Source organism: Dactylosporangium sp. CA-233914, assembly GCF_050942935.1.
In the GTDB taxonomy this organism is placed as follows: domain Bacteria; phylum Actinomycetota; class Actinomycetes; order Mycobacteriales; family Micromonosporaceae; genus Dactylosporangium.
On record NZ_CP192030.1, the window covers coordinates 59,904 to 84,907 of the forward strand.

Here is a 25,004-nt window from a genome sequence, read left to right on the forward strand (position 1 = left end):
AGGAAGCCAGTCGTGACAGCCACCGCCATCCCGGCTCCGTCGCCTGCGGGCGGCGGGGCGGGCGCGCCCGCGCCCGCCCGCCCCAGAAACCGGCGCAACGTCGAGCTGGGGCTGCTGCTGTTCGTGATCGGCATCCTGACGATCTACGCGGCGGTGGTCGAGGGCAACGCCGTCAAGGAGGTCACGAGCGACTTCTGGGTCCAGACGGCGATCATCGCGGCGATCTTCGGCGCCGCGCACGTCGCGATCCGGTTCCTGGCGCCCTACGCCGACCCGGTGTTCCTGCCCTGCGTGGCCCTGATCAACGGCCTCGGCGTGGCGTTCCTGCGCCGGCTGGACTACGCCACCACGAAGGCGGCCGACCGGGCCGACCTCAGCGTCTTCGGTGGTGACGGCTTCCGCCAGCTGGGCTGGACCGCCGCCGCGGTGGTCGGCGCGATCGTGCTCATGGCGGTCGTGCGGGACCACCGGTCGCTGTCGCGCTACGCCTACACGCTCGGCCTCGCCGGCATCGTGCTGGTGCTCATCCCGGCGGTGCTGCCGTCGAAGTACTCGGCGATCCACGGCGCCAAGCTGTGGATCAAGCTGCCGGGCTTCACGATCCAGCCGGGCGAGTTCGCCAAGATCGCGCTGCTGGTCTTCTTCGCCTACTACCTGGTGCGCAAGCGCGAGGTGCTGTCCCTGGCGAGCAAGCGCTTCCTCGGCATCGACTTCCCGCGCGGCCGCGACCTCGGGCCGGTCGTGCTCGTCTGGCTGATGTCGCTGATGGTGCTCATCTTCGAGAAGGACCTCGGCACCTCGCTGATGTACTTCGGCCTCTTCGTCGTGACGCTCTACGTCGCCACCGAGCGGGTCAGCTGGCTGATCATCGGTCTCGGGCTGTTCCTCGGCGGCGCGTTCCTCGCGTACTTCCTCGGCAAGAGCGTCGGCGGGCCGTTCCTGAACTTCTCGGAGCGCGCGACGACCTGGCTCGACCCGTTCGGCGACGCCAACGACAAGGGCTACCAGCTGGTCCAGTCGCTGCTCGGGCTCGGCACCGGCGGGCTCACCGGCACCGGCCCCGGCGCCGGGCAGCCGACCAAGGTGCCCGAGGTCTGGACGGACTTCATCTTCTCCGGCATGGGCGAGGAGATCGGGCTCTTCGGCCTGACCGCGCTGCTCGTGACCTATCTGCTGCTCGTCGAGCGGGGCCTGCGGGCCGCGATCAACGTCCGGGACTCCTTCGGCAAGCTGTTCGCCGGCGGCCTCGCGTTCACGCTGGGGTTGCAGGTGTTCGTCATCGTGGGTGGCATCAGCCAGCTCATCCCGCTGACCGGGCAGACCACGCCGTTCCTCTCGGCGGGCGGCTCGTCGCTGGTGGCCAACTGGCTGCTGATCGGCCTGCTGCTGCGCATCTCCGACGCGGCCCGCCGGCCCGCCGGTGGTGCTCCGTCGGCCGGCCTCGGGGGCACCGCGCCCGGCGGAGGCGGCGGCGCGCCGGTCCAGATCAAAGAGATGCCCACGGAGGTCGTGCGATGAACGCCCCGCTGCGCCGGGTCGGCGTCGTGGTGATGGTCCTGTTCGCCCTGCTGTTTCTCAACCTGAACTACCGGCAGGTGGTCAAGGCCGACGCCTACCGCACCGACGCGCACAACGCGCGGGTGCAGTCGACGGAGTACGAGCGGCCGCGCGGCAAGATCGCCGACGCCAAGGGCACGGTGCTGGCCGACTCCACGGCGACCCCCGGGGACTCGCTGAAGTACCAGCGGACGTACCCGCTCAAGGAGGAGTACGCCGCGGTCCTGGGCTACAAGCCGGTCAACCTGAGCTCGACCAAGCTCGAGAAGCTCAACAACGACTTCCTCACCGGCACCTCGGACAAGCAGGCGGCCGACCGGATCACCGGGCTCTTCACCGGCAAGAAGCCGGCCGGCGGCAACGTGCTGCTGACCCTGTCCAAGGGCGCGCAGGACACCGCCTACCAGGCGCTCGGGAACAACAAGCTCGGCATCAAGAAGGGCGCGGCCATCGCGCTCGACCCGGCCACCGGAGCGATCCTCGCCGAGGTCTCGCTGCCCAGCTACGACCCCAACCTGCTCAGCACCCACGACACCAAAGCGGCCCAGGCGAACTACAACACGCTCAACAACGACCCGAACAAGCCGCTGCTGAACCGGGCGACCTCCGAGGTGTACCCGCCCGGCTCGACCTTCAAGGTCATCACTTCGGCGGCGGCCATGTCCGCCGACTCGTCGCTGACCCCCGACTCGGTGGTCCAGGGCGGCGAGTTCTACCAGCCGCCGGAGACCTCCTCGTTCCGCATCAAGAACGCGCACGAAGGCATCTGCCCCGACAGCATCACGATGAAGCAGGCGCTGACGGTCTCCTGCAACACGGTCTTCGCCCGCATGGGCGTCGAGCGCGTGGGTGCCGACAAGCTCAAGTCGATGGCCCAGGCCTTCGGCTTCGAGCAGGAGCCGCGCCTGATCGAGGACCAGGACCGCAACTACTGCGGCATCGTGGCCAGCCACACGGGCCCGATGACCGCCGGGACGGACAACCGCGTCGACCCGCCCGCCGTCGCTCAGTCGAGCATCGGACAGCGCGAGGTGAAGATGTCGCCGCTGCAAGGCGCCATGATTGCGGCGACGGTTGCCAACAACGGCAAGCAGATGCGCCCCTACATTGTCGACCGTCTGCAGAACGCCGATCTGTCCAACGCCAACCGCACGGACCCGAAGGAGCTGCGCACCCCGATCACCGCCGATGTGGCGCACGAACTGCAGGACATGATGTTCAGCGTCGTGACGTCCAACGACGGCACGGGTCGCAGCGCCCGCATCTCGGGTTTGCAGGTGGGTGGTAAGACCGGAACGGCGGAGAACGGCGAGGAGCAGGAGGACCACGGCTGGTTCATCGGCTTCGCGCTCAAGGACGGCAAGCCGATCATCTCGGTCGCGGTCTTCCTCGAGAACGCTGGCAAGGGCGGCAGCGGCGAGGCGGCTCGGATCGCCGGCCTGATCATGAAGGCATACGCGGACGAAAAGGGCATCAGATAAAATGAGGTGCGCGACATGTTGAGCCCGGGCACCACCCTGGGCGGACGCTACCGCCTGGACGAACGCATCGCCGGCGGCGGCATGGGCGACGTCTGGCGCGGCACCGACGAGGTGCTGGGCCGCACGGTCGCGATCAAGGTCCTGCTCCCGGCGCTGCTGGAGGAGCCCGGCTTCGCCGAGCGCTTCCGCGGCGAGGCCCGCACGATGGCCACGATCAACCACCCGGGCGTCGTCGACATCTACGACTACGGCAGCGAGAACGGCACCGCCTTCCTGATCATGGAGTACGTGGAGGGCGACGCGCTCTCCCGCACCCTGTCCCGGGTCGGCCGGCTCACCCCGGCCCGCGCCATGGCGCTCATCGCCCAGGCCGCGGACGCGCTGCACGCGGCGCACGAGAAGGGCATCGTCCACCGCGACGTGAAGCCCGGCAACCTGCTCGTGCGCCCCAACGGCACGCTGGTGCTCACCGACTTCGGCATCGCCCGCTCCGCGGCGGTCGCGCAGCTCACCGCGGCCGGCTCGGTGCTCGGCACCGCCTCCTACATCTCGCCCGAGCAGGCCTCGGGCGCCCAGGCCACGCCCCTGTCGGACGTCTACGCGCTCGGCGTCGTGGCCTACCAGTGCCTCTCCGGCGTACGGCCGTTCGAGGGGGAGAACCCGCTCGAGATCGCGATGCGGCACGTCCGGGACATGCCGCCGCCGCTGCCGAGCGACATCCCGCCGCCGGTGGCCCAGCTCGTCGAGCGGGCCATGGCCAAGGACCCGGCCGCCCGCTGGCCGAGCGCCGCAGCGCTGGCCCAGGCCGCCCGACGCGTCTCCGCCCAGCTCTCCGGCGGCACGGCCACCGGCCCGGCGGTTCCGCCGATGGGCGCGCCCATGGGCGCCCCGATAGGCCCGCCCGGCTCGCCGATGGGGCGCAACCCCGTCTCCGGCGGCCCGGTCTCCGGCGGCCCCGTCTCGCCCGGCTACGGCGGCCAGCCGACCTCTGGTTCGCCGATGTCCGGCCCGCCCACCTCGGGCGCCGCCGGCACGCGGATCATGCCCGGAGCCGTCCCCGGCGGGGCCGGCGGCGCGGCCGCGGGCCTCGGCGGCCACCAGGCGCGCGGCGCGGCCGGCGTGCCCCCGCCGCCGTCGAACGAAACCGCGACCTTCCTGGGCTCGACCGGCGGCTACCAGCCGCCGCCGCCCGCCATGTCCGGCTCCGGCGGGGGCTCGTCCTCGGGCGGCCGCCGGAACAACAACCTGCTCCTCGTCGGCGTGGCCGCGGTCGTGCTGCTGGTGCTGGTCGGCATCGGCGGCATCTACCTGGCCTCCCAGAGCGGCGACGACAACAAGACCCAGCAGGGCGACAACCCCGCCTCGGCCGCGCCACCGTCGTCGGCCCCGTCGCCCACGCCGCCGAAGGGGACCGGCCGGCCGGTCAAGGTGGACTGCAAGTCGATCCTGCCCGCCGAATTCGTCGCCCGCGACCTCGAGCGCAAGCACATGACGGTGAATCAGGTCGACCAGCCGACCAAGGGCGTGGCTCTGAACGGGATCGTCAAGATCGAGCCGTGCGGCGAGGTCGCGGAGGGCAGCACCATCACCCTGTACGTCAACCGCGGCACCATCGACGACGAGCCGACGACCACCGCCCCGACGAGCGACGCGCCCGCCAACCCGGGCTCGTCGAAGTCGGCCGCAGGGCCGGGGGCGAGCCCGACGTGCGGGCTTCCGAAGATCATCGTGAACGGCGTGTGCCGCGAGCCGTGACCGGGGCAACGGTCGCACCCGCCCGAATGGGTTCTCGTCGCAAGACGTGGCAAGGTAATAGCCGATGACCGAAGGACGGCACGACATGACCGCGCAGCCGCGACTCCTCGGCGGCCGATACCAGGTCGGGGAGCTGCTCGGCTATGGCGGCATGGCCGAGGTCCATCGGGGTCGCGACCTGCGGCTCGGCCGCGATGTCGCGATCAAGACGCTGCGCACCGACCTTGCTCGTGACGCGACCTTCCAGCTGCGGTTCCGCCGGGAGGCGCAGAACGCCGCCTCCCTCAACCACCCCGCGATCGTCGCCGTCTATGACACCGGCGAGGAGCGCGGGCCGGCGGGCGAGGAACTGCCCTACATCGTCATGGAGTTCGTCAACGGCCGCACCCTCAAGGAGGTGCTCGCGGCCGAGGGGCGGCTCATGCCCCGGCGGGCTCTGGAGATCACGGCGGACATCTGCGCCGCCCTCGAGTTCAGCCACCGGCACGGGATCATCCACCGCGACATCAAGCCGGGCAACGTGATGCTCACGCAGACCGGCCAGGTCAAGGTGATGGACTTCGGCATCGCCCGGGCCCTGGCCAGCGGGGCCACGACGATGACGCAGACGTCGGCGGTCATCGGCACCGCGCAGTATCTCTCGCCCGAGCAGGCCCGCGGCGAGCCCGTCGACGCCCGCAGCGACGTCTACGCGACCGGCTGCGTGCTCTTCGAGCTGGTCTGTGGCCACCCGCCGTTCGTCGGGGACAACCCGGTGTCGGTGGCGTATCAGCATGTCCGGGAGGACCCGCGCCCGCCGAGCAGCAGCAACCGCGACGTCACGCCCGATATCGACGCGGTGGTGCTCAAGGCGCTGGCCAAGAACCCGCTCAACCGCTACCAGTCGGCCGGCGAGATGCGCGCGGACGTCATGCGCGCCGCCGCCGGCCGTCCGGTCTCCGCGCCGCCGGTGATGACCGAGGAGGAGATGGCCTCGGTCATGGCGGCGCAGACGACCGCCTACCGCCCGCCGCCGGCCTCCCGCCAGCCCGCCCGGGCCAACCAGCGGCAGAAGCGCAAGAGCTCCACCGGCGTCATCGTCTCGCTGACGATCCTGAGCCTGCTGGCCGTGGCCGCCCTGTCGATCGGCTTCTACCTGGCCAACAAGGACCCGCTGGTCCGGGTGCCCACCATCACCGGGCGCAAGTCGAGCGAGGCCGACGCCGCGCTGCGCCAGCTGGGCCTGACCGGCGATCCCCGCACCGGCTCGACCGACGGCTGCCAGGAGGGCGTGGTGACCGTGCAGGACCCGAAGCCCGGCACCCAGGTCAAGCAGGGCTCCCAGATCGACTACGAGGTCTGCGGCGCGCCGAGCCTGGTCAACGTTCCGGCGCTGACCCGGCAGAGCAAGGATGCTGCCAGCCTGCAGCTCGGGCAGCTCAAGCTGCAGGTGAAGGTCGAGGAGCGCGACGGCGTCGAGGCCAAGGACGAGGTCGTGGCCACCGACCCGGCGGCCGGCACCCCGGTCAGGCCCGGCTCGACGGTCACCATCTTCGTGTCGAAGTTCAACCAGGCGGTCATGCCCAACGTGCTGGACAAGACCCCGGCGGCGGCCCAGACGCTGCTCGGGCAGGCCGGTTTCACCAACGTCAGCACGCAGACCGTCACGATCACCGACCAGTCGAAGGACGGGCTCGTGGTCGGGGCGAACAAGCAGACCAACCAGATCTGCCCCAAGAGCGTTTCGATCGTGCTGCGCATCGGCCAATTCGACGACGGCGGGCCGACCGCGAACCCGTCGGGGTCGGTCAAGCCGAGCGGCAGTGCCTCGCCCAACAACTGACGGGGCCTTGCCCCAGCCCGACGAGGCATGTGCGGTGGTCGCCTGATCGAGGTGTATGGAACCGCTCGAGCGGTTGGTTGATCTTTGGCCACCTTGCCGGCCCGCGAGCCCTCGGCGCCGTGCCGAGCACCGAGGGGAGCAGCCGCTCGGCGGCCGCCGGGTCACCCGCCCGTATCAGCGTGCGCACCCTGTGGATAACTGGCTAGTTATCCACAGGGTTATCCACAGCTTGCCTAGGCAAATGCGGCGATCCGCCGCGCCTCGACCTCGGCCACCAGCTCCGGCGCGCGCTCCAGCGCGTCCGGCAGCCCGCAGACGGCGAGCCAGTTGGCGAGCATCAGGTGCCCGCCCTGGGTGAGCACCGACTCGGGGTGGAACTGCACGCCCTCGATCATGAGCTCCCGGTGGCGCATCGCCATCACCACGCCCGACTCGGTCCGGCCGGTCACCTCGATCTCCGGGGGGAGCGTCGACTCGACCACGGCGAGGGAGTGGTACCTCGTCGCGATGAACGGGTCCGGCAGCCCGGCCAGCACGCCCTGGCCGGTGTGGGAGACCAGCGAGGTCTTGCCGTGCAGCAGCTCCGGCGCGCGGGTCACCGTGGCGCCGAAGGCCGCGCCGAACGCCTGGTGGCCCAGGCAGACGCCGAAGATGGGCAGCTTGCCCGCGTATTGCTCGATGACCGCCATGCAGATCCCCGCGCGCTGCGGCGTGCCCGGCCCCGGGGAGAGCAGTACGCCGGCGGGTGCGGCCTGGCCGACCTCGTCGACCGTGATCTCGTCGTTGCGGCGGACGTCGCACTCCACGCCGAGCTGGCCCAGGTACTGGACCAGGTTGAAGACGAAGGAGTCGTAGTTGTCGATGACGAGGACGCGCACGGCGCTCCTAACTGGGGAGGACCACCTGGGGGGCGGGGCTGCTGGTCTTGGTCGGTCCCGGCGCCGGTGCCGAGGGGGCGGGGCTCTCGACGGTGATGTCCGCGCCGGGGTCGTTGCTCTCGACCTGCACGTCGTCGAACGGCAGGATCGGCTCGACAGCCGGGAAGACCTCGTACCACAGCACCGCGCCGACGCCGAGGACCAGCACCGCGGAGAAGAGCGCCTTGAGCTGCCACTGCTTGAACGGGATGTGCCGCCAGATCCAGGAGTACACGCGCTCAGCCCTTCAGCTCGGCGGGGTCGCCGTCGGCGACGGGCTGGGAGCGGGTGAGATCGGCGTGGACCACGAGCCGCTGGTAGTTGTTGAACTTCGGGTTGCAGGTGGTCATGGTGAGCACCGCCCTGGTCGGCACCTCGCCGGGCTTGTCCGGCACGGGCGCCACCACCTGCACGGCGGTCGGCAGCACGATCTCGTGGCCGGTGACGGTGTAGACATACCAGGTGTCGGCGGTCTTGACCAGCACCGGGTCGCCGGGCTTGAGCTGGTCGAGGTCCCACCAGATGGCCGGGGTGCGGTGCCCGGCCATGGAGAAGTTGCCGATCTGCCCCGGCAGCGCGGTGTCCGGGTAGTGCCCGGGCGCGTAGCGGATGTCGGCCGGGGTCACGCCCTGCACGACCGCCCACTTCTTGTTCAGCCGCGGGATGTGCACGGAGGCGATGACGGCGCCGTTGGCCGGCTTCACCACCGCCGGTGACGGCCCGGCGCTCGGGCCGACGGTCGGCTGCTGGGCCCACTGCTGCTCGAGCCGGCGGTTGAGCTCGTCCTGGTGCGCGTCGACGATCGCGGACTTGCCCCAGACCTCGTAGCCGGCGAACAGCAGCACGATGAGGCCGAACGTGATCAGCACCTCGCCCGTCGCGCGGCTGATGGCGCGGGCCACCGAGCCGAACGTGGTCCTGGTGTATTCGGAGTACACGCTCCGGTACCCTTCCTCGGTACGGATCGGGCGCAGCGGTACCACGATGGCGCCTCTCGGCGGCGCCTCGGCTGCGACCGGCGGTTCCTCGGGGGTGGGCGTCGGTGGAAGTTTCTTGGCCTCGGCGGTGGGGTTGGCCGCAGAAGCGTCGCTGAGTCTAGGAATATAGGCGGTTTCGGACGCGTCCGGGGCGAATTTCGCGATTACCGCGGTCGCGTCGCCCGGATCCCGCTCGGGGAGGCGCGGCAGGACCGTGGTCGCGATGTCGTCCTGGTCCAGTGCGCGGTGACGGGGACGGTTCTCCATGGCGGGCTAGGACCCGGCCTGGGCCGCGCGCAGCGCCGTGGAGCCGTCGTAGGCCTTGGCCTGCACGTCCGCCTCCATCCTCACCTCGTAGCCAAGCCCGAAGGTCTCGGCGGCCTCGCTGAACAACCGGACCCCCTCGGAGGCGTTGAGCGCCCGCTGCAGTCTTGCCTGATCACCGATGGCCGCGACCACGAACGGCGGCGAGTAGACCTGACCGTCGAGCAGCAGCGTGTTACCCACGCAGCGTACCGCGCTCGTGGCGATCACCCGGACGCCCATCAACGTCATCGCCTCGGCCCCGCCGGCCCACAGGGCATTGACGACCGCCTGCACGTCCTGCTGGTGAACGACCAGGTCGTCGGGGGTGGCGCCGGTCGGGCGGGTGCCGTCGGCGCGCCGCGGGGCATCGTCGAGGGAGACCACCAGCCCGGGCCCGTGCACGGCGGTCAGCCCGGCGGCGGCCTGCTCGGCGTCGCCGCGCCGGCGCTGGCTGTCGACCTGCCCGTCGGTGCCGGCCTGGCGCTGCTGCTGGGCGTCGATCTCGGCGCGCAGCCGCGCGGCCCGCTCCCGCGAGCTCGCGATCTCCTGCTTGCGTTCGGCGATGAGGTTGGTCAATTCCGGGCGGCGGTCGTCGCGAAGATCGGTGCCCTGGGCGGTCGCGGCGCTGAGGGAGAACAGCATCCCGGCCACCGCGAGCACCACGGGCGTCAGCACTGACCAGCCGAAAGTCCGTTTTGGGCGGCGGCGCGGCAGCATAGCGCGGCCCAGCCGACGCAGGGCCGCGGTCCACGAGGAGCCGCCGGATGTGTACTCCACCACGACCCCTCCCCGCGCGAGCGTGCCGACTTGACTACGCTAGTCACAGAACATTATTCCGGCCGACGCTGGCGGAGGTGGCGGCGTCACGTGGATAGTGTTGGCCAGACGACCCCTCCAGGAGAGCGCCGTGCCGAAGTCGACAGTTCGCAAGAAGAAGGTCTACACCGCCCCGGCGGAGCTGCGGCCGCAGGAAACCGCCGCGGTGAAGCGCCGCCCGAGCCCGGTGTGGGTGCCCGCACTCGCCGTGGCGCTGGTGGTGATCGGCATCGCGTGGCTGGTGTCGTATTACCTGACCCAGGGGTTCTTCGACGTCGACTGGCTCTCGACGCTGGCGGACCTCAAGTACTGGAACCTGGCCATCGGCTTCGGCTTCCTCGTCGCATCGCTCGCGGTCTTCTCCAAGTGGCGTTGATCGATTGAACTGTCGCCCCCTCGGCCCGCCGAGGGGGCGAATGCGTCACAACCTGCGGTGTCGGAGGTCATCTTTGCCTCCCGGTGTCCTAGCGTGTGCTGCGACCTACTTCACGTTACCCACGGGTAACAAGGAGGACTAAGGTCCTTCTGAGGTATACGGTTCCGGCGAGGACCCCTGGGAGGCTTCGGCATGGGTGCAGTGCAGATCGTGACGACCTGCGTCGCCGCGGCGATCACGATCGTCGCGGCGGTCCTTGTCGTGCGCACCATCCGGCGCATGCTCGCGGTGATCCGGCTGGGCCAGCCCGATCCGACCCGCAGCGGCGACAAGGGCCTGCGCCTGCGCAACATGCTCGCCGAGACCCTCGGCCACACCCGCATGCTGCGCTGGACCGTCGTCGGCGCCGCGCACTGGTTCGTCATGATCGCGTTCATCGCGCTCTCGCTGCTGGTCGTCGAGGCCTACTTCGAGGTCGTCAAGCCCGGCCTGGGCCTGCCGCTGATCGGCGCCTGGAACCTCTACGGCCTGGTCACCGAGTGGATCGGCGTCTTCGGCTTCATCGGCATCCTGGTGCTGATGGGCATCCGGCTGCGCAACCTGCCGGGCAAACCGGAGCGCCGGTCCCGCTTCACCGGCTCGACCATGTGGCAGGCGTACTACGTCGAGTACACGATCCTCGCGGTCCTGCTCTGCGGCTTCTTCATCCGCGGCTTCAAGGCCGCCAACGACGAGCTGGAGTGGCCCGCGTGGGCCGCCCCGGTCAGCCACGCGCTCGGCTCGATCCTGCCGGCCTGGCCGGCCGCGGTCAGCCTGATCGCGATGGCGAAGATCATCGTCTCGATGGCCTGGGTCATCGTGATCGCCAGCAACGTGACCATGGGCGTGGCCTGGCACCGCTTCCTCGCGTTCTTCAACATCTTCTTCAAGCGCGCGCCGAGGCGCACCGGCTCCGGCCTCGGCGCGCTGCGCCCGATGACCAGCCAGGGCAAGCCGCTGGACTTCGAGGAGGCCGACCCGGAAAAGGACCAGTTCGGCGTGGCCACCGTCGAGCAGTTCAGCTGGAAGGGCATGCTGGACTTCACCACCTGCACCGAGTGCGGGCGGTGCCAGTCGCAGTGCCCGGCCTGGAACACCGGCAAGCCGCTCTCGCCGAAGCTGCTGATCCTCAACCTGCGCGACCACGCCTACGCCAAGGCGCCCTACCTGCTCGCCGGCGGCGACACCGCCGCCGAGGAGGCGCTGGCGAAGGTCGACGTCCTCGCGCTCGCCGAGAAGGAGCGCCCGCTCATCGGCACCGCCGAGGAGAACGGCATCATCGACCCCGACGTGCTGTGGTCGTGCACCACCTGCGGCGCGTGCGTCGAGCAGTGCCCGGTCGACATCGAGCACGTCGACCACATCGTCGACATGCGCCGCTACCAGGTCCTCATCGAGTCGAACTTCCCGACCGAGGCCGGCGTCATGCTGCGCAACCTGGAGAACAAGGGCAACCCGTGGGGCGCGGCGCAGTCCACCCGCGACGACTGGACCAAGGGGCTGGGCTTCGAGGTCCCCAACGTCGCCGAGCTGGAGGAGGGCGACTTCGAGTACCTCTTCTGGGTAGGCTGCGCCGGCGCCTTCGAGGACCGCGCCAAGAAGACCACCCGCGCCGTGGCCACGCTGCTGCACGAGGCCGGCGTCAAGTTCGCGATCCTCGGCCAGGGCGAGACCTGCACCGGCGACCCGGCCCGCCGCATCGGCAACGAGTTCGTCTTCCAGATGCTCGCCCAGCAGAACGTCGAGACGCTCAACGAGGCCGGCGTCAAGAAGATCGTCGCGACCTGCCCGCACTGCTTCAACACGCTGTCGAACGAGTATGGCCAGCTCGGCGGGCACTACGAGGTCATGCACCACACGCAGCTGCTCGCCCAGCTCGTCGCGGCCGGCAAGCTGACCCCGGTCCAGCCGCTCGACGGCGCGGTCACCTACCACGACCCCTGCTACCTGGGCCGGCACAACCGCGTCTTCACCCCGCCCCGCGAGGTGCTGGGCGCGGTCGCGGGCCCGGCGGGCGAGGACAAGGGCCTGGTGGAGATGGACCGGTTCGCGGAGCGCTCCTTCTGCTGCGGCGCCGGCGGCGCGCGCATGTGGATGGAGGAGCGCATCGGCAAGCGGATCAACGTGGAGCGGGTGGAGGAGGCGCTGTCGACCGGCGCGAAGACGGTCGCGGTGGCGTGCCCGTTCTGCCTGACCATGCTCGGCGACGGCGTGACCGGGAAGAAGTCCGCGGGGGCCGCGCCGGAGGACGTCGAGGTCGTGGATGTGGCGTCGGTCCTGCTCAGGGCCGTACAGAAATAAAAGCTTCTTGCTCCGGTCCGTCGTGGGCACGACCGCTGCTCCCGTCAGACTCCAGGTCCGCGTTTGGTTGGGCAGCTATCGCTGCCCAATGACGTTCATGGCCAGGCCCAGCGCGATCAGCACGGCGGTGCAGGTCGCGATGACGCGTAGCCCCTTGAGGCCCTCGGCCCAGGCCGTCTTGCGGGCGCCCGGGACCAGCGCCTTCGTACGCATGTAGTCCATGCGGGCCCGCTTCGCCTTCGCGCCGGCGTTGCCCATGGCCACGCCGGCCGCGAGCGCGATACAAGCGCCGATCATCGCCGCGCCCATCAAGTCCCCCTCGATGCTTGCCCTGACCCCGCTGGCATCAGCATCGGCGCTGTTCAGCGCGGGGCAAAGCCCTCGAAAGAGGGAAGGTGATCTACGTATCTCGATCTTCAGGTGGCTCGTTTGACAGGGCCTCAAGGGCGGCTTCGGCGCGGCTTGGGTTCACGTGGAACAATCGGGTCACACCTGAAGGGATCGTCGCGCGAGCGTGTTGACCACACTGTTGCCCCTGCTGGCGTTCGTGCTGCTCACCGCCGCGAACGCAGGCTTCGTCGCCGCTGAGTTCTCGCTCGTCACCGTCGACCGCGCGGAGATCGAGCAGCGCGCCAACGCGGGCGACCGCAAGGCCCGCACCGTCCGCCAGGCACTGCGCGAGCTGTCGTTCCAGCTCTCCGGCGCTCAGCTCGGCATCACTCTCGCGGGTCTGCTGACCGGCTACCTCGCCGAGCCGGCGATCTCGCGGTTGCTCGAGCCGGTCCTGCACCCGATCTTCGGCTCGGTGACCGACACCGCCGCGCACGTCTGCGGCCTCATCGTCGCCACCCTGCTGTCGATGCTCTTCGGTGAGCTCGTGCCGAAGAACGCCGCACTGGCCAAGCCGATGCCGCTGGCCCGCGCCACCGCCGGACCGCAGCGCGGCTTCTCCAGGTTCTTCTCCTGGCTGATCACGCTGCTCAACGGCACCGCCAACTGGGTCGTCCGGCGCTTCGGCATCGAGCCCCAGGAGGAGCTGGCCAGCGCCCGCTCGCCCGAGGAGCTCGGCCTGCTCGCCGCGATCTCGGCCCAGGCCGGCGCACTGCCGAAGGAGACCGCGGTCCTGCTGCAGCGCACGATCCGCTTCGGCGACAAGCGTGCCGCGGAGGCGATGACCCCGCGCGTCGACGTCGTCTCCCTGCGCGCCGACGCCACCGTCGCCGACCTGCTCGCCACCTCGGTCCAGACCGGCTACAGCCGCTTCCCGATCTACGAGCAGACCCTCGACCAGGTCACAGGCGTCGTCACGGTTACCGACGCGCTGAGCGTCCCCCCGGTGCGCCGCCCCACCACCAAGGTCTCCGCGGTCGCCCGCGAGCCCGTCTTCGTGCCGGAGAGCCTCGACCTCGACGGCGTCCTCGAGGCCCTGCGCAAGGGCAACTCGGACGTGGCGATCGTCGTGGACGAATACGGCGGCACCGACGGCGTCGTCACCGTCGAGGACCTCGTCGAGGAGTTGGTCGGCGAGATCGCCGACGAGCACGACGTCGAGGAGGAGCCGACCACCGCCCACGGCATGCCCGACCTGACCGCCCCCGGCGCCGAGCGCACCGTGCTCGTCGACGGCGTGCTGCGCGAGGACGAGCTGGCCGAGCTGACCGGGTTCCACGTGCCCCCGGGGCCCTACGAGACGCTGGCGGGCTTCCTGATGGCGCGCCTGGGCCACATCCCGGCGGTCGGCGAGACGTGGAACGAGAACGGCTGGGAGTTCACCGTGGTCGAGGTCGACCGCCGCCGCATCGAGCAGGTGCGCGTGGTGCGCCCGGAGGTCCCCGAAGATGACTGAGCTGCTCATCACCGTCCTGCTGCTGCTCGGCAACGGCTTCTTCGTGGCGGGCGAGTTCTCGCTGATCGCCTCCCGCCGCACGGTCATCGAGCCGATGGCGCACACGTCCCGCCGCGCCCGCACCGCCATGCGCGCCATGAACGAGATCCCGCTGATGATCGCCGGCGCCCAGCTGGGCGTCACGATCTGCACGCTCGGCCTGGGCGCCCTGGCCGAGCCGGCCCTCGCCCACGGCCTGCACCACCCGTTCGAGCTGCTGCACCTGCCGCAGAACCTGGTCCACCCGGTCGCCTTCGCCCTGGCCCTCGCGGTGGTGGTCTTCGCCCACACGGTCGTCGGCGAGATGGTGCCGAAGAACCTGACCCTGGCCAACCCCGAGCGCGCGGTGCTGTGGCTCGGCCCGCCGATGTACGCCTTCTGCATGGCCACCAAGCCGGTCCTGGTCGCCATGAAGTGGGCGTCGCGCACCATCCTGTCGCTCTGGCGCATCGAGGCCACCGGCTCGGTCAAGACCGTGTTCACCGCCGAGGAGCTGGCCGGCCTCGCCGCCCAGGCCACGACGGAGGGCCTGCTGGCCCCGGAGGAGCACGCCCGCATCGCCGGCGCGCTGGCCCTGTCCCACCGCACGGCCCGCGACGCCCTCCGCCCCTGGTCGGAAGTGACGACGATCGCCGAGGACGTCTCCCCGGCGTCGCTGGAGGTCCTGGCCACCCGGACGAACCGTTCCCGCTTCCCGGTCGTCGAGCGCGCGAGCCGCCGGGTCCTGGGCTTCGTCCACGTCAAGGACGTGCTGGGCTTCGTCGGCCCGCAGCGCCGCGCCCCGATCCCGGCCGAGCTGATCCGCCCGCTGGGCATCGTGCCACCCACCCGCACGCTGGCCGAGCTGCTGCTGGCCATGCGCCGCGAACGCCAGCACATCGTCCTGGTCAGCGACGGCCGGACCCCCCTGGGCGTGGTGACGCTGGACGACGTCCTGACCGCGGTCGTCGGCGAGCCGGTGCCCCAGCCCGTCTAGGGCCTTCGGCCGAACATCGCGGCGCCCGGCGTCGGCGTGTCCACGTCCATCAGCAGGCACGCCTCGACCGCGAAGCCGGCCGAGCGCAGATGCTCCGCCATCCGCTCGGGCTCGCGCCGGCGGACGCGGACGCGCATCGGGTGCCCGCCGTACCCCTGTGTCTTGAGCGTGTCCGTGTCCCCGACGTGAAACCCGGCCAGCAGCGGCGCGCCGGGCCGCAGCACCCGCCGGAAGTGGCCGAGCACGCCGCCCAGCTCGTCGTCCGGGATGTGAATCAACGACCAGAACGCGACCAGCCCGCCGAGCGAGGCGTCCGGCAGCGGCAGGTCGGTCATCGACCCGACCTCGAAGCGCAGGCCGGGATGCTCGCGCCGGGCCACCTCGATCATGCCCGGCGACAGATCGAGCCCGAACGCGTCCAGCCCCAGCCCGTCCAGAAACGCCGTGACGTGGCCCGGACCGCAGCCGACGTCCGCGACCGGGCCGCCCTGGACAAGGGGCCTCCCGCTCTCCGCTGGGCCGCCCTGGGCGAGGGGCCTCCCGCTCTTCGCCGGGCCGCCCTGGACGAGTCCGGCGAAGAGCCGGAGGCTGCCGGCGAGGTAGGGGTCGTGGCCGAGCGCGTCGCGGACGACGTCGGCGTAGCTTTCGGCGACGGTGTCGTACGAGGTGCGGGTGTCCGCGAGCCAGTCGTCCACGCCTACCGCCCCGCCCGCCAGGCCAGCTGGGCGCGCCAGCCGCGGTGGCCGAACATGCCCCACAGCCGCTGCCGCTGCTCCCGCCGCAGAAACGCGACGGCATCCGGCTCGAGCACGGCCTCGGCCCCGGCGAGGTATCCCGCGAACATGAGCGCCCCGCTGACGAGGTACGGCGGCTGGACGAGGCTGCGATAGGCGCTCATGGCGAGCAGGAAGACCGGGTCGTACCCGAGACTGCGGCTGACCTGCCCCCGGGCGAACCAGGCCCGGAGCGCCCCCCGATTTCGCGAGAGCACCCGCCCCTGATGCCGCACGGGCAGCTCGAACCGCGTCTGCACGTCCCACCCGAGCATTCGCGCCATGATCTCCGCCGCCGAGTCCTCCCCGCCGAGCCGGGCCGGCCGCAGCCCTCCGATGGCCTCGAACACCTCGCGCCGGAAGAGCTGCACGGCCCCGGACACGCTGTTGGCGCTGATCCGCTGCCGAACGGCCCGCCCGCCGTACTCCTCGACGATCTGCCCCCCGGCCAGTCCGAGCCGCGGCGAGCCGTCGAAGACGCGCAGCAGCCGCTCGAAATAGTCGGTTTCGAGCACGATGTCCGCGTCGAGGGTCCCGATGAAGTCGTACTGCAGCCCGTCGAGTTGCTCAATGCCGGCCCGCACGGCATGCACCTTGGACGCGAAGTCGGCCGGCGCGGCGTCGTCCCGCCGCACGAGGGTGACCCACTCGACGCCCTCGACGAGCCGCCGTACGACCGAGGCCGTGTCATCGACGGACCCGTCGTCGACGACGACCCACCGAACGGGCTTGACGGTCTGCGCCAGCATCCCGCTGACGGTCTGCGGCAACCGAGCGGCCTCGTCCCGAGCGGCGGTGACGAGCACGTATCTGTCGGGGCTCGGTTTCGGCATGGCGGCAATGTATCGCCCAGAAATGAAATCTGTTCACCGCGATGCCGCGGGATCATCGCGGCCACCGCCGAACTGCACGGAGCGACCGTGCTGCACTACGACGCCGACATGCCCAGGACTGTTCGTTTGGTCGGTCTGTACCCGATTCACGCCGAACGTCGGTAACGCGCAACGGGACGGCGTGGGATCGGCAGATCGATTTATCGTCACCACTATCCACGGGCGGAGTCCACCGCCTGCGGTAACGGGAGGACGTGGTCCTGTGTTACGGCGTCCGCGCCTCGGTGTGTTGTTGTCCACCGTGGTGCTGTCCGCGGTTGCCGGTTTGTTCGGCACCGCTACGCCGGCGCGAGCCGGCCAAACCAACCTCGACGCGCCCCGAATCTCGTGGGCCTATACGGATTCGGCGCATCCCGACACCACCTACCTCAACCCCACCGGCAACGCGCCGCTCGGCGCCTGGCGGGACGCCAACAACCGGCTGCACGTGTCGCGCGTATACGCCACCTTCGACGTGGCGGCGGTATTGAGCAAGCACATCCTCTCGGCGAAGCTCGCCGTGCCGGAGACCCAGGCCACCGACTGCGCGCACCGTCAGATCGAGGTCTGGGCGACCGCCGAGAAGGCCCAGCCGACGTGGCGCAACCCGCCGCGCGAGCTGGTCAAGCTGGGCACCCTCGGCCCGGTCGGCCAGTGCCCGGCCAACTACCCGCTGCTCGACCTCGTCGACCTGGTCAACCGGGCTGTCGCGGCGGGCATCAAGCTGCCGTCGCACGTCTCGTTCGAGGTGCGGCTGCCCGGGGCGTTCGAGCATCAGGTATCGCTCGGCCGGCGCATCGACGCGCCGATCCTGTATCTCGGCTACAACACGCGGCCACCCGCGCCGGGCCCGCTGTTCAACGGCTTGCGGCCGTGCGCGACCGGCGCGCCCTACCCGTACCTGAACAGCCTCACGCCGGTGCTGGGAGCCCAGGTGCACGACGCCGACCCGGACGATGCGCGGCTCACCGGCGAATTCGCGATCTGGCCGGTCGACCGTCCCGACCAGCGGACGACGGTCACCCAGCAGTCCATGCAGAACGGCCATGTCGAATCGGTCACCCCGCCGGCCGACGCGCTCGCCGACAACACGACCTACGCGTGGCAGGCGCGGGTCAACGACGGCACCGACGACTCGCCGTGGTCGCAGACGTGCTACTTCACCACCGATGCCACGGCGCCGGCCAACGCGCCCACGGTGAACTCGCCCAATTATCCCAGCAACACCACGCGCTACCCGGGCGGCGATCCGATCGTCTACAACCTGGGCCCGAACGGCGTCGATGACGTGTACGGCTACCAGTACAGCTGGAACGGCGTGTTCTCGGTGTTCGGCGCCTACATCGGGCCCTACGGCGTGCCCGAGTTCGCCGACCCGTTCTCGACGCCGGGCGTCGTGCACGCCGACCAGGCCGGCGGCGGGGCGACGCTTACCGTGTCGCCGCCGAACAGCGGGTTCGTGATTCTCAGTGTGCGCAGCTTCGACCGGGCGTTCAACCTCTCGCCGGTCACGTCATATCGGCTGATCATCGCCAACACCGCACCGTCGGTGAACGGCCCGGCCGATCCGGTCATCGGCGTACCGTTCCAGGTCGACTTCACGCCCGGGCCGAACACGGGCGCCATCACCGACTACGTCTACACGGTGAACGGCGGCGCCGAGCAGACGGTCCCGGCGACCCCCAACGGCACGGCGTCCGTCGAGGTCACGGCCGATCGGGCCGGATCGTTCCAGATCGAGGTCCGCAGCCGCAGCGCGAATGGTTGGGTGTCGCCCAAGGGCCAGCGGTTCTGGTCTGTGACCACGGCGCCGGCGGTCACCTCGGACATCACCGTCAACGTCAGCTGAGCCCGGTCACCGGGGATCCCGCATCATGGACGGCGGTGCGGGATCCCGCCCAGCCGGACCCTGCGCGACCTGTGGACCGGACAGGCCGTGCTTCGGCGGGTCGCCTCGACCAGGTCGGGCCGATGGAACGCGAGCGCCCCGGGAGGTTCCCGGGGCGCCCGTTGTTTGGTTGTGGTGTTCAGGCCGGTGCGGTCACAGGCCGATCCGGTTGGTCACCGACATCCCGACACGGGACCACCATTCGAAGTTGTTTGTGTTTTTGGTGGTCTGGACTCGGTGCCAGATCTGGCCGTCGCCACCGATGGCAAAGACCTCGATCAGCCCGTCCTCGCGCTTGAAGAGCGTCGGGTTGCTGTAGATGAGGCCGCTCAGGTTCTCCCATGCGGTCCACGAGCCCGGGTCGGACGTCGAGGACTGCTTGATCGACCACAGGTTGTCGTCCTGGCCGCGGCCCATGATGACGACCGTGCCGTCGTCGTTCTGGGTCAGCGCCAGCGAGTGCAGGTACTTCGGCGAGCCCACCGGGACCCACCAGGCGAACGAGCCGTCGCTCTTCTGCAGGCGGTACCAGATCGAGTGGTCACCGCCGACGACGAACACCTGCAGCCGGCCGTTGTTGTCCAGAACGGCGACCGGCTCGCTGTAGATGAGTCCGCCCAGGTTCGTCCAGGCGCTCCAGGTGCCGTCGACGGCCTGGACGCTGGTGTACAGGTTGTTGTCCGCGCCGCGCGCGAACATCTGCGGGCGGCTGTCGCCGTTACGCACGATCGGACCCGACATCTTCGTCGTCGCGCCCGGCGCAACATAAAGGTCGAGACGCAGGTTCCGGGCGGTGCCGCCCGGGGCCACACCCGCCGCGACCAGCGCGTGGCTTGTCGCGTCGAGATCACTCGGGATGGTGACCGTCTGGGTGAAGTCACCGCTGCCATCGGTGATGACGCTGCCCAGTTGGATCGGGTTCGAGTACAGCGCGATGATCACCGTGGAGTACGGCGCGTAGCCGGACCCCTCGATCGTGATCTGCTGTCCCGGTTCGGCGGCGTTGATCGGGCCGGCGTCGGTGGTGAGCGACGCGTCCGCCGTCGGTGCCGTCGCCGGCGTCGTCGGTGCCGTGGGCGTGACAGGGCTGGACGCCGAGCTCGCCGCCGAGTCGCCGGCGGCCGAGTGGGCCACCACCGTGACGGTGTAGGAAACGCCCGCGTTCGCGCCGAGGACGCAGCTGACCTCGGTCTTGGCCGTTGTGGAGCAGGTGGCCGGGCCCGGGTTCGCCGTCACCGTGTACCCGGTGACCGGCGAGCCGTTCTCGGTCGGTGCCGTCCACGTCACCGCGATCGACGACACGCCGGCCGTCACCGTCGGTGCCGCCGGTGCGTTCGGGGCGGTCCCCGGCGCGGGGGTCACGGTCAGCGTCGCCGGGCCGGTGGTCGCGCTGCCCAGCGAGTTCTGGAACACCGCACGGTACTGTGCGCCGTTCTGCTGTGCCGTCGCGGCGAACGACAGCGTCGTGTTCGTCTGGGCGTTGATGTCCGTCCAGCTGCCGCCCAGGAGCTTCTCCTGCCACTTGACCGTCGGGGCCGGGTAGCCCGAGGCCGCCGCCGTGAACGAGGCGGTGGCGCCGACGCTGCGCGACTGCGCGAGCGGCTGCGTTGTTACCGCCGGAGCCGCCTGGTAGGCGAACTCCTCGGTGTTGTTGGACGTGCCACCCGGTGCGGTGACCACGATCGGGGCGTCGCCGGCGGCGTGCGCCGGGGTGGTCACCTTGAGGCTGGTGGCGCTGACCACCGTCAGGCCGGTGCCGGCCGTGCCGTCGAAGGTGACCTTGGTGGCACCGGTCAGATCGGTGCCGGTGATGGTCACCTCGGTACCACCGGCCACCGGGCCGTCCGCCGGTGACACGGCCGTCACCGTCGGCGCGGCCACATAGGTGTACTCCAGAGTGCCGTCGGACGAGCCGTCCGACGTCGTCGTCACCACGATCGCGGCGTTGCCGGCGGCGTGCGCCGGGGTGGTCACCTTGAGGCTGGTGGCGCTGACCACCGTCGGGTTGGTGCCGGCCGTGCCGTCGAAGGTAACCCCGGTGGCACCGGCCAGGTTGGTGCCGGTGATGGTCACCTCGGTACCGCCGGCCAGCGGGCCGGCCGCCGGTGACACATCCGTCACGGTTGGTACTGCTGCGTATGCCGGCGTGGCCACCGCGACAGTCGCCGCGGTGAGGGCGAGGGCCAGCGCCGTGCCGGCCCAGGTTCGTCCGCGGGATGCCGGTCCCCTGCGGATGTTCGTCGTTGCGAACACTTTCCCCCCGTACAGGTGTTGGAGCGGCACCTTGTGTCGCTCGTTCTCCCCGAACGTAGATCAAGTATGAGCGCTTTTGTGATATTCCGCCGGATTCGCACCCGAAGCGCCGGTCCCGACGCCCGGCCGGATTTAGGCGGGGTACCGCGGACCACACCCCTTCGGATGCCGGCTCGATGCGCGCGCCCGCACGGCCCAAACGCCGCTTGAACCGCTCGTCGTCAGCACCGTTGGGTCGTGCGGTTACGGGTGTGGGTTGTAGCCTCGCCATCGACGTGCCGTCCAGCGAACTGGTCGCGGCGTTGCTCGCGCCGATGACCCGCGACATCACCACCCTGTCCACCCGAATCGGGGGGCTGAGGGCCCCGTTTCACGACGTCGTAAGACGCCAACCAACAGGTCGCCGAAGTCATCATCGCCGAGACAGGCGCCGACCTGTCCCGGTTCCCCACCCCGGACATCTGGCATCCTGGGCTGGCGTCTGTCCCGGCAACCACGAGTCCGGCGGACGCCGCAAGTCTGGGAAGACCCGCAAAGGCAACCACGGGCTGACCGCTGGCCTCGCCGGCGACTTCCTACGCCGCGAACGCCGCCGCGCCATCACCGCCCTGAACAAACTCGGCTACACCGTCACCCTCAACCCGATCCAGACCCTCGCCTAACCTGACGACCACGATCTATCCCGGACTGCCGCCCGCATCCGGAACGTGGCACCAGGCTTTGGTCGACGGCCTTGACGTCAGCGACGACAAGGTGCTGGTCGGGCAGAACCTTGGCCCCTGGGACACCCGGCGTGCGTTGAAGTGCCTCGAAGGCTGCTCGGGGACAGCTGCTCTGGTGTCCCGAATGTCTCGGCGTTAGCCGCGGCAAGCCCATCCTTGCCGCCACAGACGCGCGCCGAAGCGGCCAGCGCTCGGTCACGCAGCCGGTCCGCCGCTCGCGAGAGGACGGGACGCCGGGACAAGGGTGACGCCGGTACGAGCTTTGCGCGGGCTCAAGTGGATGGTCGGTGGGCCGATGACGTCGGTGTGACGATTTTGACCCGTATGCGTCTTGGTGTGCGTCTGGCCGTGGTCTTCGCTGTCGTCGTCGGGCTTCTGCTGGTGGTGATGGTGGTGGCCCTGACGACGTCGTCGCGTCAGCAGACCGCGGCCGGCCGGATGGAGCAGGCGCAGCAGTTCGTCGCGACGGTGAAGGACGCGAAGTTCTCCGCTGCCGACTTCAACGGCTGGCAGACGGCGTATGCCTTCGACGCCCTGCGCGGAGTGGCGGGCGCCGCCCAGGACAGCGGATCATCACGGAAGGCGTTCCTGAACTCTGTTCAGACGTTCCGGACGCGGGTGCAGGCGGGGGTCCAGCTGGCCCCGGATGGGTCCGCCCGGCGGGACCTGCAGCAGATCACCGCGGTGCTCGATGAGTTCATGACGGTTGACCGGCAGGTCGCTCAGCTCTACGTCATCGGCTCCGACAACGACGCCAACTCGCTCGTGATGGGCAAGGAAATTGCCCTGTTCCAGCAGATCGGGCACCTGCTGGATTCGGCATCGAACACGGCCGACAACGAATTCGCCGCAGCTCAACGCGACGCCGCGGCAGCGCACCGGGCCGGCTCCAACCTGGTGTGGGGTGTGGGTGCCGGGGCAGCGGTCCTCGCCGTACTGCTGGCCCTGCTGGTCACGCGCTCGGTGACCCGACCGGTCGAGCTCGTGCGTAAACGGCTGATGCTGCTCGCCGACGGCGACCTGGCCACGCCGGTCGAGGTGAGCGGCCGCGACGAGGTGGCGGCCATGGCGGGCGCGCTCGGCCGGAGCCTGGATTCGCTCGGCACGGTGATGCGCACGATCGATGAGTCGTCGGCCTCGCTGGCCGCGGCGGCCGAGGAAATGTCGGCCACCTCCACCCAGATCGCGACCTCGGCCGAGGAGTCGGCCGCCCAGGCGCAGGCAGTGGCTGACGCGGCCAGCCAGGTGTCGACCAACGTGCAGACGGTCTCGGCGGGCAGCGAGCAGATGGGAACGGCAATCCGCGAGATCGCACGCTCGACCAACGATGCCGCCGCCGTCGCGGGCACGGCCGTGCAGGCCGCTGAGACAGCCAACGCCACGGTCGCCTCGCTCGGCGAGTCGTCGCGCCAGATCAGCGAGGTCGTCAAGGTGATCACCGCGATCGCCGAGCAGACCAACCTGCTGGCGCTCAATGCGACCATCGAGTCGGCCCGGGCCGGCGAGGCCGGCAAGGGCTTCGCCGTCGTGGCCGGTGAGGTGAAGGAACTGGCGCAAGAGACGGCCCGAGCGACCGACGACATCGTTCGCCGGGTCGACGCGATCCAGACCGGCACGAGTAGCGCGGTAGCGGCCATCGCCCAGATCGCCGCGATCATCGGCCGGGTCAACGACTATCAGACCACGATCGCCTCGGCGGTCGAAGAGCAGACCGCCACCACGGCAGAGATCAACCGCAGCGTCGCCGACACGGCCCAGAACGCCGAACAGATCGCCGCCAACGTATCTATGGTCGCGCTGGCCGCTCAGCAGACCACCGAGGGCGTCAGCCAGTCCCAACAGGCGACCGCGGAGCTGGCCGCCATGTCTGGCAATCTCCGGGCCCTGGTCTCCCACTTCCGCTACCAAAGAGCGGCGGAAGCGTAGACAACTCCAACCCGGCCAGGCCAGCGGGCATTTCCCATAACCGCTTGTCTCATGCCTGCTGGAAGGCGATCAACGCCTACGACGCCGCCGCGCTCAACCCGCTGCGCGGTCAACCCTCCGGGATCGCGGCACGCCGGAGCCTGTGGGAGGTCCATACGGCGAGCCGTACACAAACAGCTCGACGGCAAGTTCCGTGAGCTGCGGTTTCACCTTGAGTGTGACGCGGTACGGATCACTTGCTGGATCGCGACGGTGTTCCGGAAAACCTGCGACCAAGCTCGCGTTCGAGCTGGGGCGGGCGGTTCGGGAGCTTCGCGAACGCCACGGCTGGAGCCAAACCGAGCTGGCCGAGGCGGCCACGATGACGCAGTCCGCAGTCGCGCGCTTCGAGGCCGGCGCCACCGTACCGACATTGCCGGTTCTGGAGCGTCTGGCGCGAGCCCTCGATGTCGAACATGATCGATTCGGCGTGCCATCCCTCTGTCCGCTGAGTGCGCAGACCAAGGGATGGCATCACTTCTCCTGGACCCCACGGTGGGTGGGCGCCCTCCAACCGCATCCTTTGTCCTTTGCCCGTAGGCCCTTGGCGGCTCTTGTCGCGGACCCGTCGTGCGGGTCAGGTGAAGGTGCATTTGTCCAGCTTGGTCTCTGGGGCCAGCGTCGTGCTGCTGAAGCGGACTCGCCATCTTTGGGTGTCCTGGGTGATTATCTCCAGCTCGTTGGTCGCTACGAAGGTTGCGTTGGCGAAGATGCGGCTTGCTGGTGGGTTTGATGAGGAGCCTGACGACCAGAAGCAGGCCAGGTCCTTGGTGGCCTCGCGGCTTAGAAGACCGGCTCTGGTCTGCACGCGCAGGGTTAACAGCTCGCTCACGCCTCCCGTGTACGTCACCACGCGGTAGTCGGCGGATGACGCGATGATCTCGTTGCGGGCGGGCTGGAGGTGGTGATGCGTAACCATCGGCGTCGGAGGCTTAGCGTTCCGGCCGCGCCGAGCAGGCCCATGGACAAGGCGAAGGCCAGCCCTGGATGCGCAAGCTTCTCGAGGCTGATGTAGCCGCCCGAATTCACTGAGGCAAAAAGGCCGATGGCGAAAGGCGCTGGCGCAGCGAGCGCCAGGCCGAGTGCGATGCGATGACGGGAGGTCACGGCCATGGCTGGCACTATGCCAGGCATTGCCAACTGTGGTTGCCCTCCGCCGGTTGTTTCGACGCCGAACTGGCGCGCGGTCCACGGTGGACTGCGACGACGTCGAATGTCGGTGAATCCCGCGACGTCGTTCAGGTGTCCGGGTAGGCATGTCGGCGAATGGTAACCACGAACGGTAGTTGCAGAGTCAACTACCGCCCGACGGCGCCTGCTTGC

20 protein-coding genes and 1 pseudogene are annotated in these 25,004 nt (G+C 70.0%); 12 read left to right on the top strand and 9 right to left on the bottom strand.

Going from position 1 to position 25,004, the window contains the following annotated elements; genetic code table 11:
* Positions 1 to 12: 12 nt before the first annotated feature.
* The 4 genes and pseudogenes from ACQPY0_RS00275 to pknB all read left to right on the top strand — a co-directional run bounded on the left by ACQPY0_RS00275 (position 13) and on the right by pknB (position 6,615).
* Positions 13 to 1,518, top strand: coding sequence for an FtsW/RodA/SpoVE family cell cycle protein (locus ACQPY0_RS00275; protein ID WP_432982768.1), 1,506 nt, complete (start codon positions 13 to 15; stop codon positions 1,516 to 1,518).
* Positions 1,515 to 3,038: a peptidoglycan D,D-transpeptidase FtsI family protein gene (locus ACQPY0_RS00280; RefSeq protein WP_432982771.1), complete on the top strand. Its 1,524-nt coding sequence runs from the start codon at positions 1,515 to 1,517 to the stop codon at positions 3,036 to 3,038. Before ACQPY0_RS00275 ends, ACQPY0_RS00280 begins: the two co-directional genes overlap by 4 nt.
* A 15-nt stretch (positions 3,039 to 3,053) precedes the next feature.
* Positions 3,054 to 4,312: pseudogene (locus ACQPY0_RS00285) on the top strand (protein kinase domain-containing protein); the annotation flags it as partial.
* 566 nt (positions 4,313 to 4,878) lie between these two features.
* A complete protein-coding gene (pknB, locus tag ACQPY0_RS00290) occupies positions 4,879 to 6,615 on the top strand; it encodes a Stk1 family PASTA domain-containing Ser/Thr kinase (RefSeq protein WP_432995892.1) in 1,737 nt (578 codons plus the stop codon).
* A gap of 233 nt (positions 6,616 to 6,848) precedes the next feature.
* Here the strand turns inward: pknB and ACQPY0_RS00295 are convergent, their stop codons facing one another.
* The 4 genes from ACQPY0_RS00295 to ACQPY0_RS00310 are packed head-to-tail and all read right to left on the bottom strand — an operon-like array spanning position 6,849 to position 9,592.
* Positions 6,849 to 7,493: an aminodeoxychorismate/anthranilate synthase component II gene (locus ACQPY0_RS00295; protein ID WP_432982774.1), complete on the bottom strand. Its 645-nt coding sequence runs from the start codon at positions 7,491 to 7,493 to the stop codon at positions 6,849 to 6,851.
* Between the two features lie 7 nt (positions 7,494 to 7,500).
* Positions 7,501 to 7,767, bottom strand: coding sequence for a hypothetical protein (locus ACQPY0_RS00300; protein ID WP_432982777.1), 267 nt, complete (start codon positions 7,765 to 7,767; stop codon positions 7,501 to 7,503).
* Positions 7,768 to 7,771: 4 nt separating this feature from the next.
* Positions 7,772 to 8,776: a class E sortase gene (locus tag ACQPY0_RS00305; protein WP_432982779.1), complete on the bottom strand. Its 1,005-nt coding sequence runs from the start codon at positions 8,774 to 8,776 to the stop codon at positions 7,772 to 7,774.
* A gap of 6 nt (positions 8,777 to 8,782) precedes the next feature.
* Entirely contained in the window at positions 8,783 to 9,592 is an 810-nt protein-coding gene (locus ACQPY0_RS00310) for a DUF881 domain-containing protein (RefSeq protein WP_432995894.1), read from the bottom strand.
* 130 nt (positions 9,593 to 9,722) lie between these two features.
* Here ACQPY0_RS00310 and ACQPY0_RS00315 point away from each other — a divergent pair, with 130 nt between their 5' ends.
* Positions 9,723 to 10,007, top strand: coding sequence for a cell division protein CrgA (locus ACQPY0_RS00315; protein ID WP_432982782.1), 285 nt, complete (start codon positions 9,723 to 9,725; stop codon positions 10,005 to 10,007).
* 192 nt (positions 10,008 to 10,199) lie between these two features.
* Complete coding sequence (locus ACQPY0_RS00320; protein ID WP_432982785.1) at positions 10,200 to 12,347, top strand: (Fe-S)-binding protein; 2,148 nt, start codon at positions 10,200 to 10,202, stop codon at positions 12,345 to 12,347.
* A gap of 75 nt (positions 12,348 to 12,422) precedes the next feature.
* On the opposite strand, the gene ACQPY0_RS00325 is transcribed toward ACQPY0_RS00320, so the two are convergent.
* Positions 12,423 to 12,656 (bottom strand): hypothetical protein, encoded by a 234-nt coding sequence (locus ACQPY0_RS00325; RefSeq protein WP_432982788.1) that lies wholly within the window; start codon positions 12,654 to 12,656, stop codon positions 12,423 to 12,425.
* Between the two features lie 208 nt (positions 12,657 to 12,864).
* Between ACQPY0_RS00325 and ACQPY0_RS00330 the strand changes: the two genes are divergently transcribed.
* Together ACQPY0_RS00330 and ACQPY0_RS00335 are read left to right on the top strand one after the other, a co-directional pair.
* Positions 12,865 to 14,193: a hemolysin family protein gene (locus ACQPY0_RS00330; RefSeq protein WP_432995896.1), complete on the top strand. Its 1,329-nt coding sequence runs from the start codon at positions 12,865 to 12,867 to the stop codon at positions 14,191 to 14,193.
* Complete coding sequence (locus tag ACQPY0_RS00335; RefSeq protein WP_432982791.1) at positions 14,186 to 15,208, top strand: hemolysin family protein; 1,023 nt, start codon at positions 14,186 to 14,188, stop codon at positions 15,206 to 15,208. The genes ACQPY0_RS00330 and ACQPY0_RS00335 overlap by 8 nt, the downstream gene beginning before the upstream one ends.
* Here the strand turns inward: ACQPY0_RS00335 and ACQPY0_RS00340 are convergent.
* Together ACQPY0_RS00340 and ACQPY0_RS00345 are read right to left on the bottom strand one after the other, a co-directional pair.
* Positions 15,205 to 15,903, bottom strand: coding sequence for a class I SAM-dependent methyltransferase (locus tag ACQPY0_RS00340; protein ID WP_432982794.1), 699 nt, complete (start codon positions 15,901 to 15,903; stop codon positions 15,205 to 15,207). The genes ACQPY0_RS00335 and ACQPY0_RS00340 overlap by 4 nt on opposite strands.
* A gap of 2 nt (positions 15,904 to 15,905) precedes the next feature.
* Positions 15,906 to 16,814, bottom strand: a complete 909-nt coding sequence (locus ACQPY0_RS00345; RefSeq protein ID WP_432982797.1) for a glycosyltransferase — start codon at positions 16,812 to 16,814, stop codon at positions 15,906 to 15,908.
* A 292-nt stretch (positions 16,815 to 17,106) separates the two neighbouring features.
* Between ACQPY0_RS00345 and ACQPY0_RS00350 the strand changes: the two genes are divergently transcribed.
* Positions 17,107 to 18,702, top strand: coding sequence for a hypothetical protein (locus ACQPY0_RS00350; RefSeq protein ID WP_432982800.1), 1,596 nt, complete (start codon positions 17,107 to 17,109; stop codon positions 18,700 to 18,702).
* Positions 18,703 to 18,894: 192 nt separating this feature from the next.
* On the opposite strand, the gene ACQPY0_RS00355 is transcribed toward ACQPY0_RS00350, so the two are convergent.
* Positions 18,895 to 20,994 (bottom strand): IPT/TIG domain-containing protein, encoded by a 2,100-nt coding sequence (locus tag ACQPY0_RS00355; RefSeq protein ID WP_432982803.1) that lies wholly within the window; start codon positions 20,992 to 20,994, stop codon positions 18,895 to 18,897.
* Positions 20,995 to 21,308: 314 nt separating this feature from the next.
* Between ACQPY0_RS00355 and ACQPY0_RS00360 the strand changes: the two genes are divergently transcribed.
* The 3 genes from ACQPY0_RS00360 to ACQPY0_RS00370 all read left to right on the top strand — a co-directional run bounded on the left by ACQPY0_RS00360 (position 21,309) and on the right by ACQPY0_RS00370 (position 24,414).
* Entirely contained in the window at positions 21,309 to 21,656 is a 348-nt protein-coding gene (locus tag ACQPY0_RS00360) for a transposase (RefSeq protein WP_432995898.1), read from the top strand.
* Between the two features lie 216 nt (positions 21,657 to 21,872).
* Entirely contained in the window at positions 21,873 to 23,642 is a 1,770-nt protein-coding gene (locus tag ACQPY0_RS00365; RefSeq protein WP_432982806.1) for a methyl-accepting chemotaxis protein, read from the top strand.
* Positions 23,643 to 23,985: 343 nt separating this feature from the next.
* Positions 23,986 to 24,414, top strand: coding sequence for a helix-turn-helix domain-containing protein (locus tag ACQPY0_RS00370; RefSeq protein ID WP_432995900.1), 429 nt, complete (start codon positions 23,986 to 23,988; stop codon positions 24,412 to 24,414).
* Between the two features lie 113 nt (positions 24,415 to 24,527).
* On the opposite strand, the gene ACQPY0_RS00375 is transcribed toward ACQPY0_RS00370, so the two are convergent.
* Positions 24,528 to 24,794 (bottom strand): hypothetical protein, encoded by a 267-nt coding sequence (locus tag ACQPY0_RS00375; protein ID WP_432982809.1) that lies wholly within the window; start codon positions 24,792 to 24,794, stop codon positions 24,528 to 24,530.
* Positions 24,795 to 25,004 lie beyond the last annotated feature (210 nt).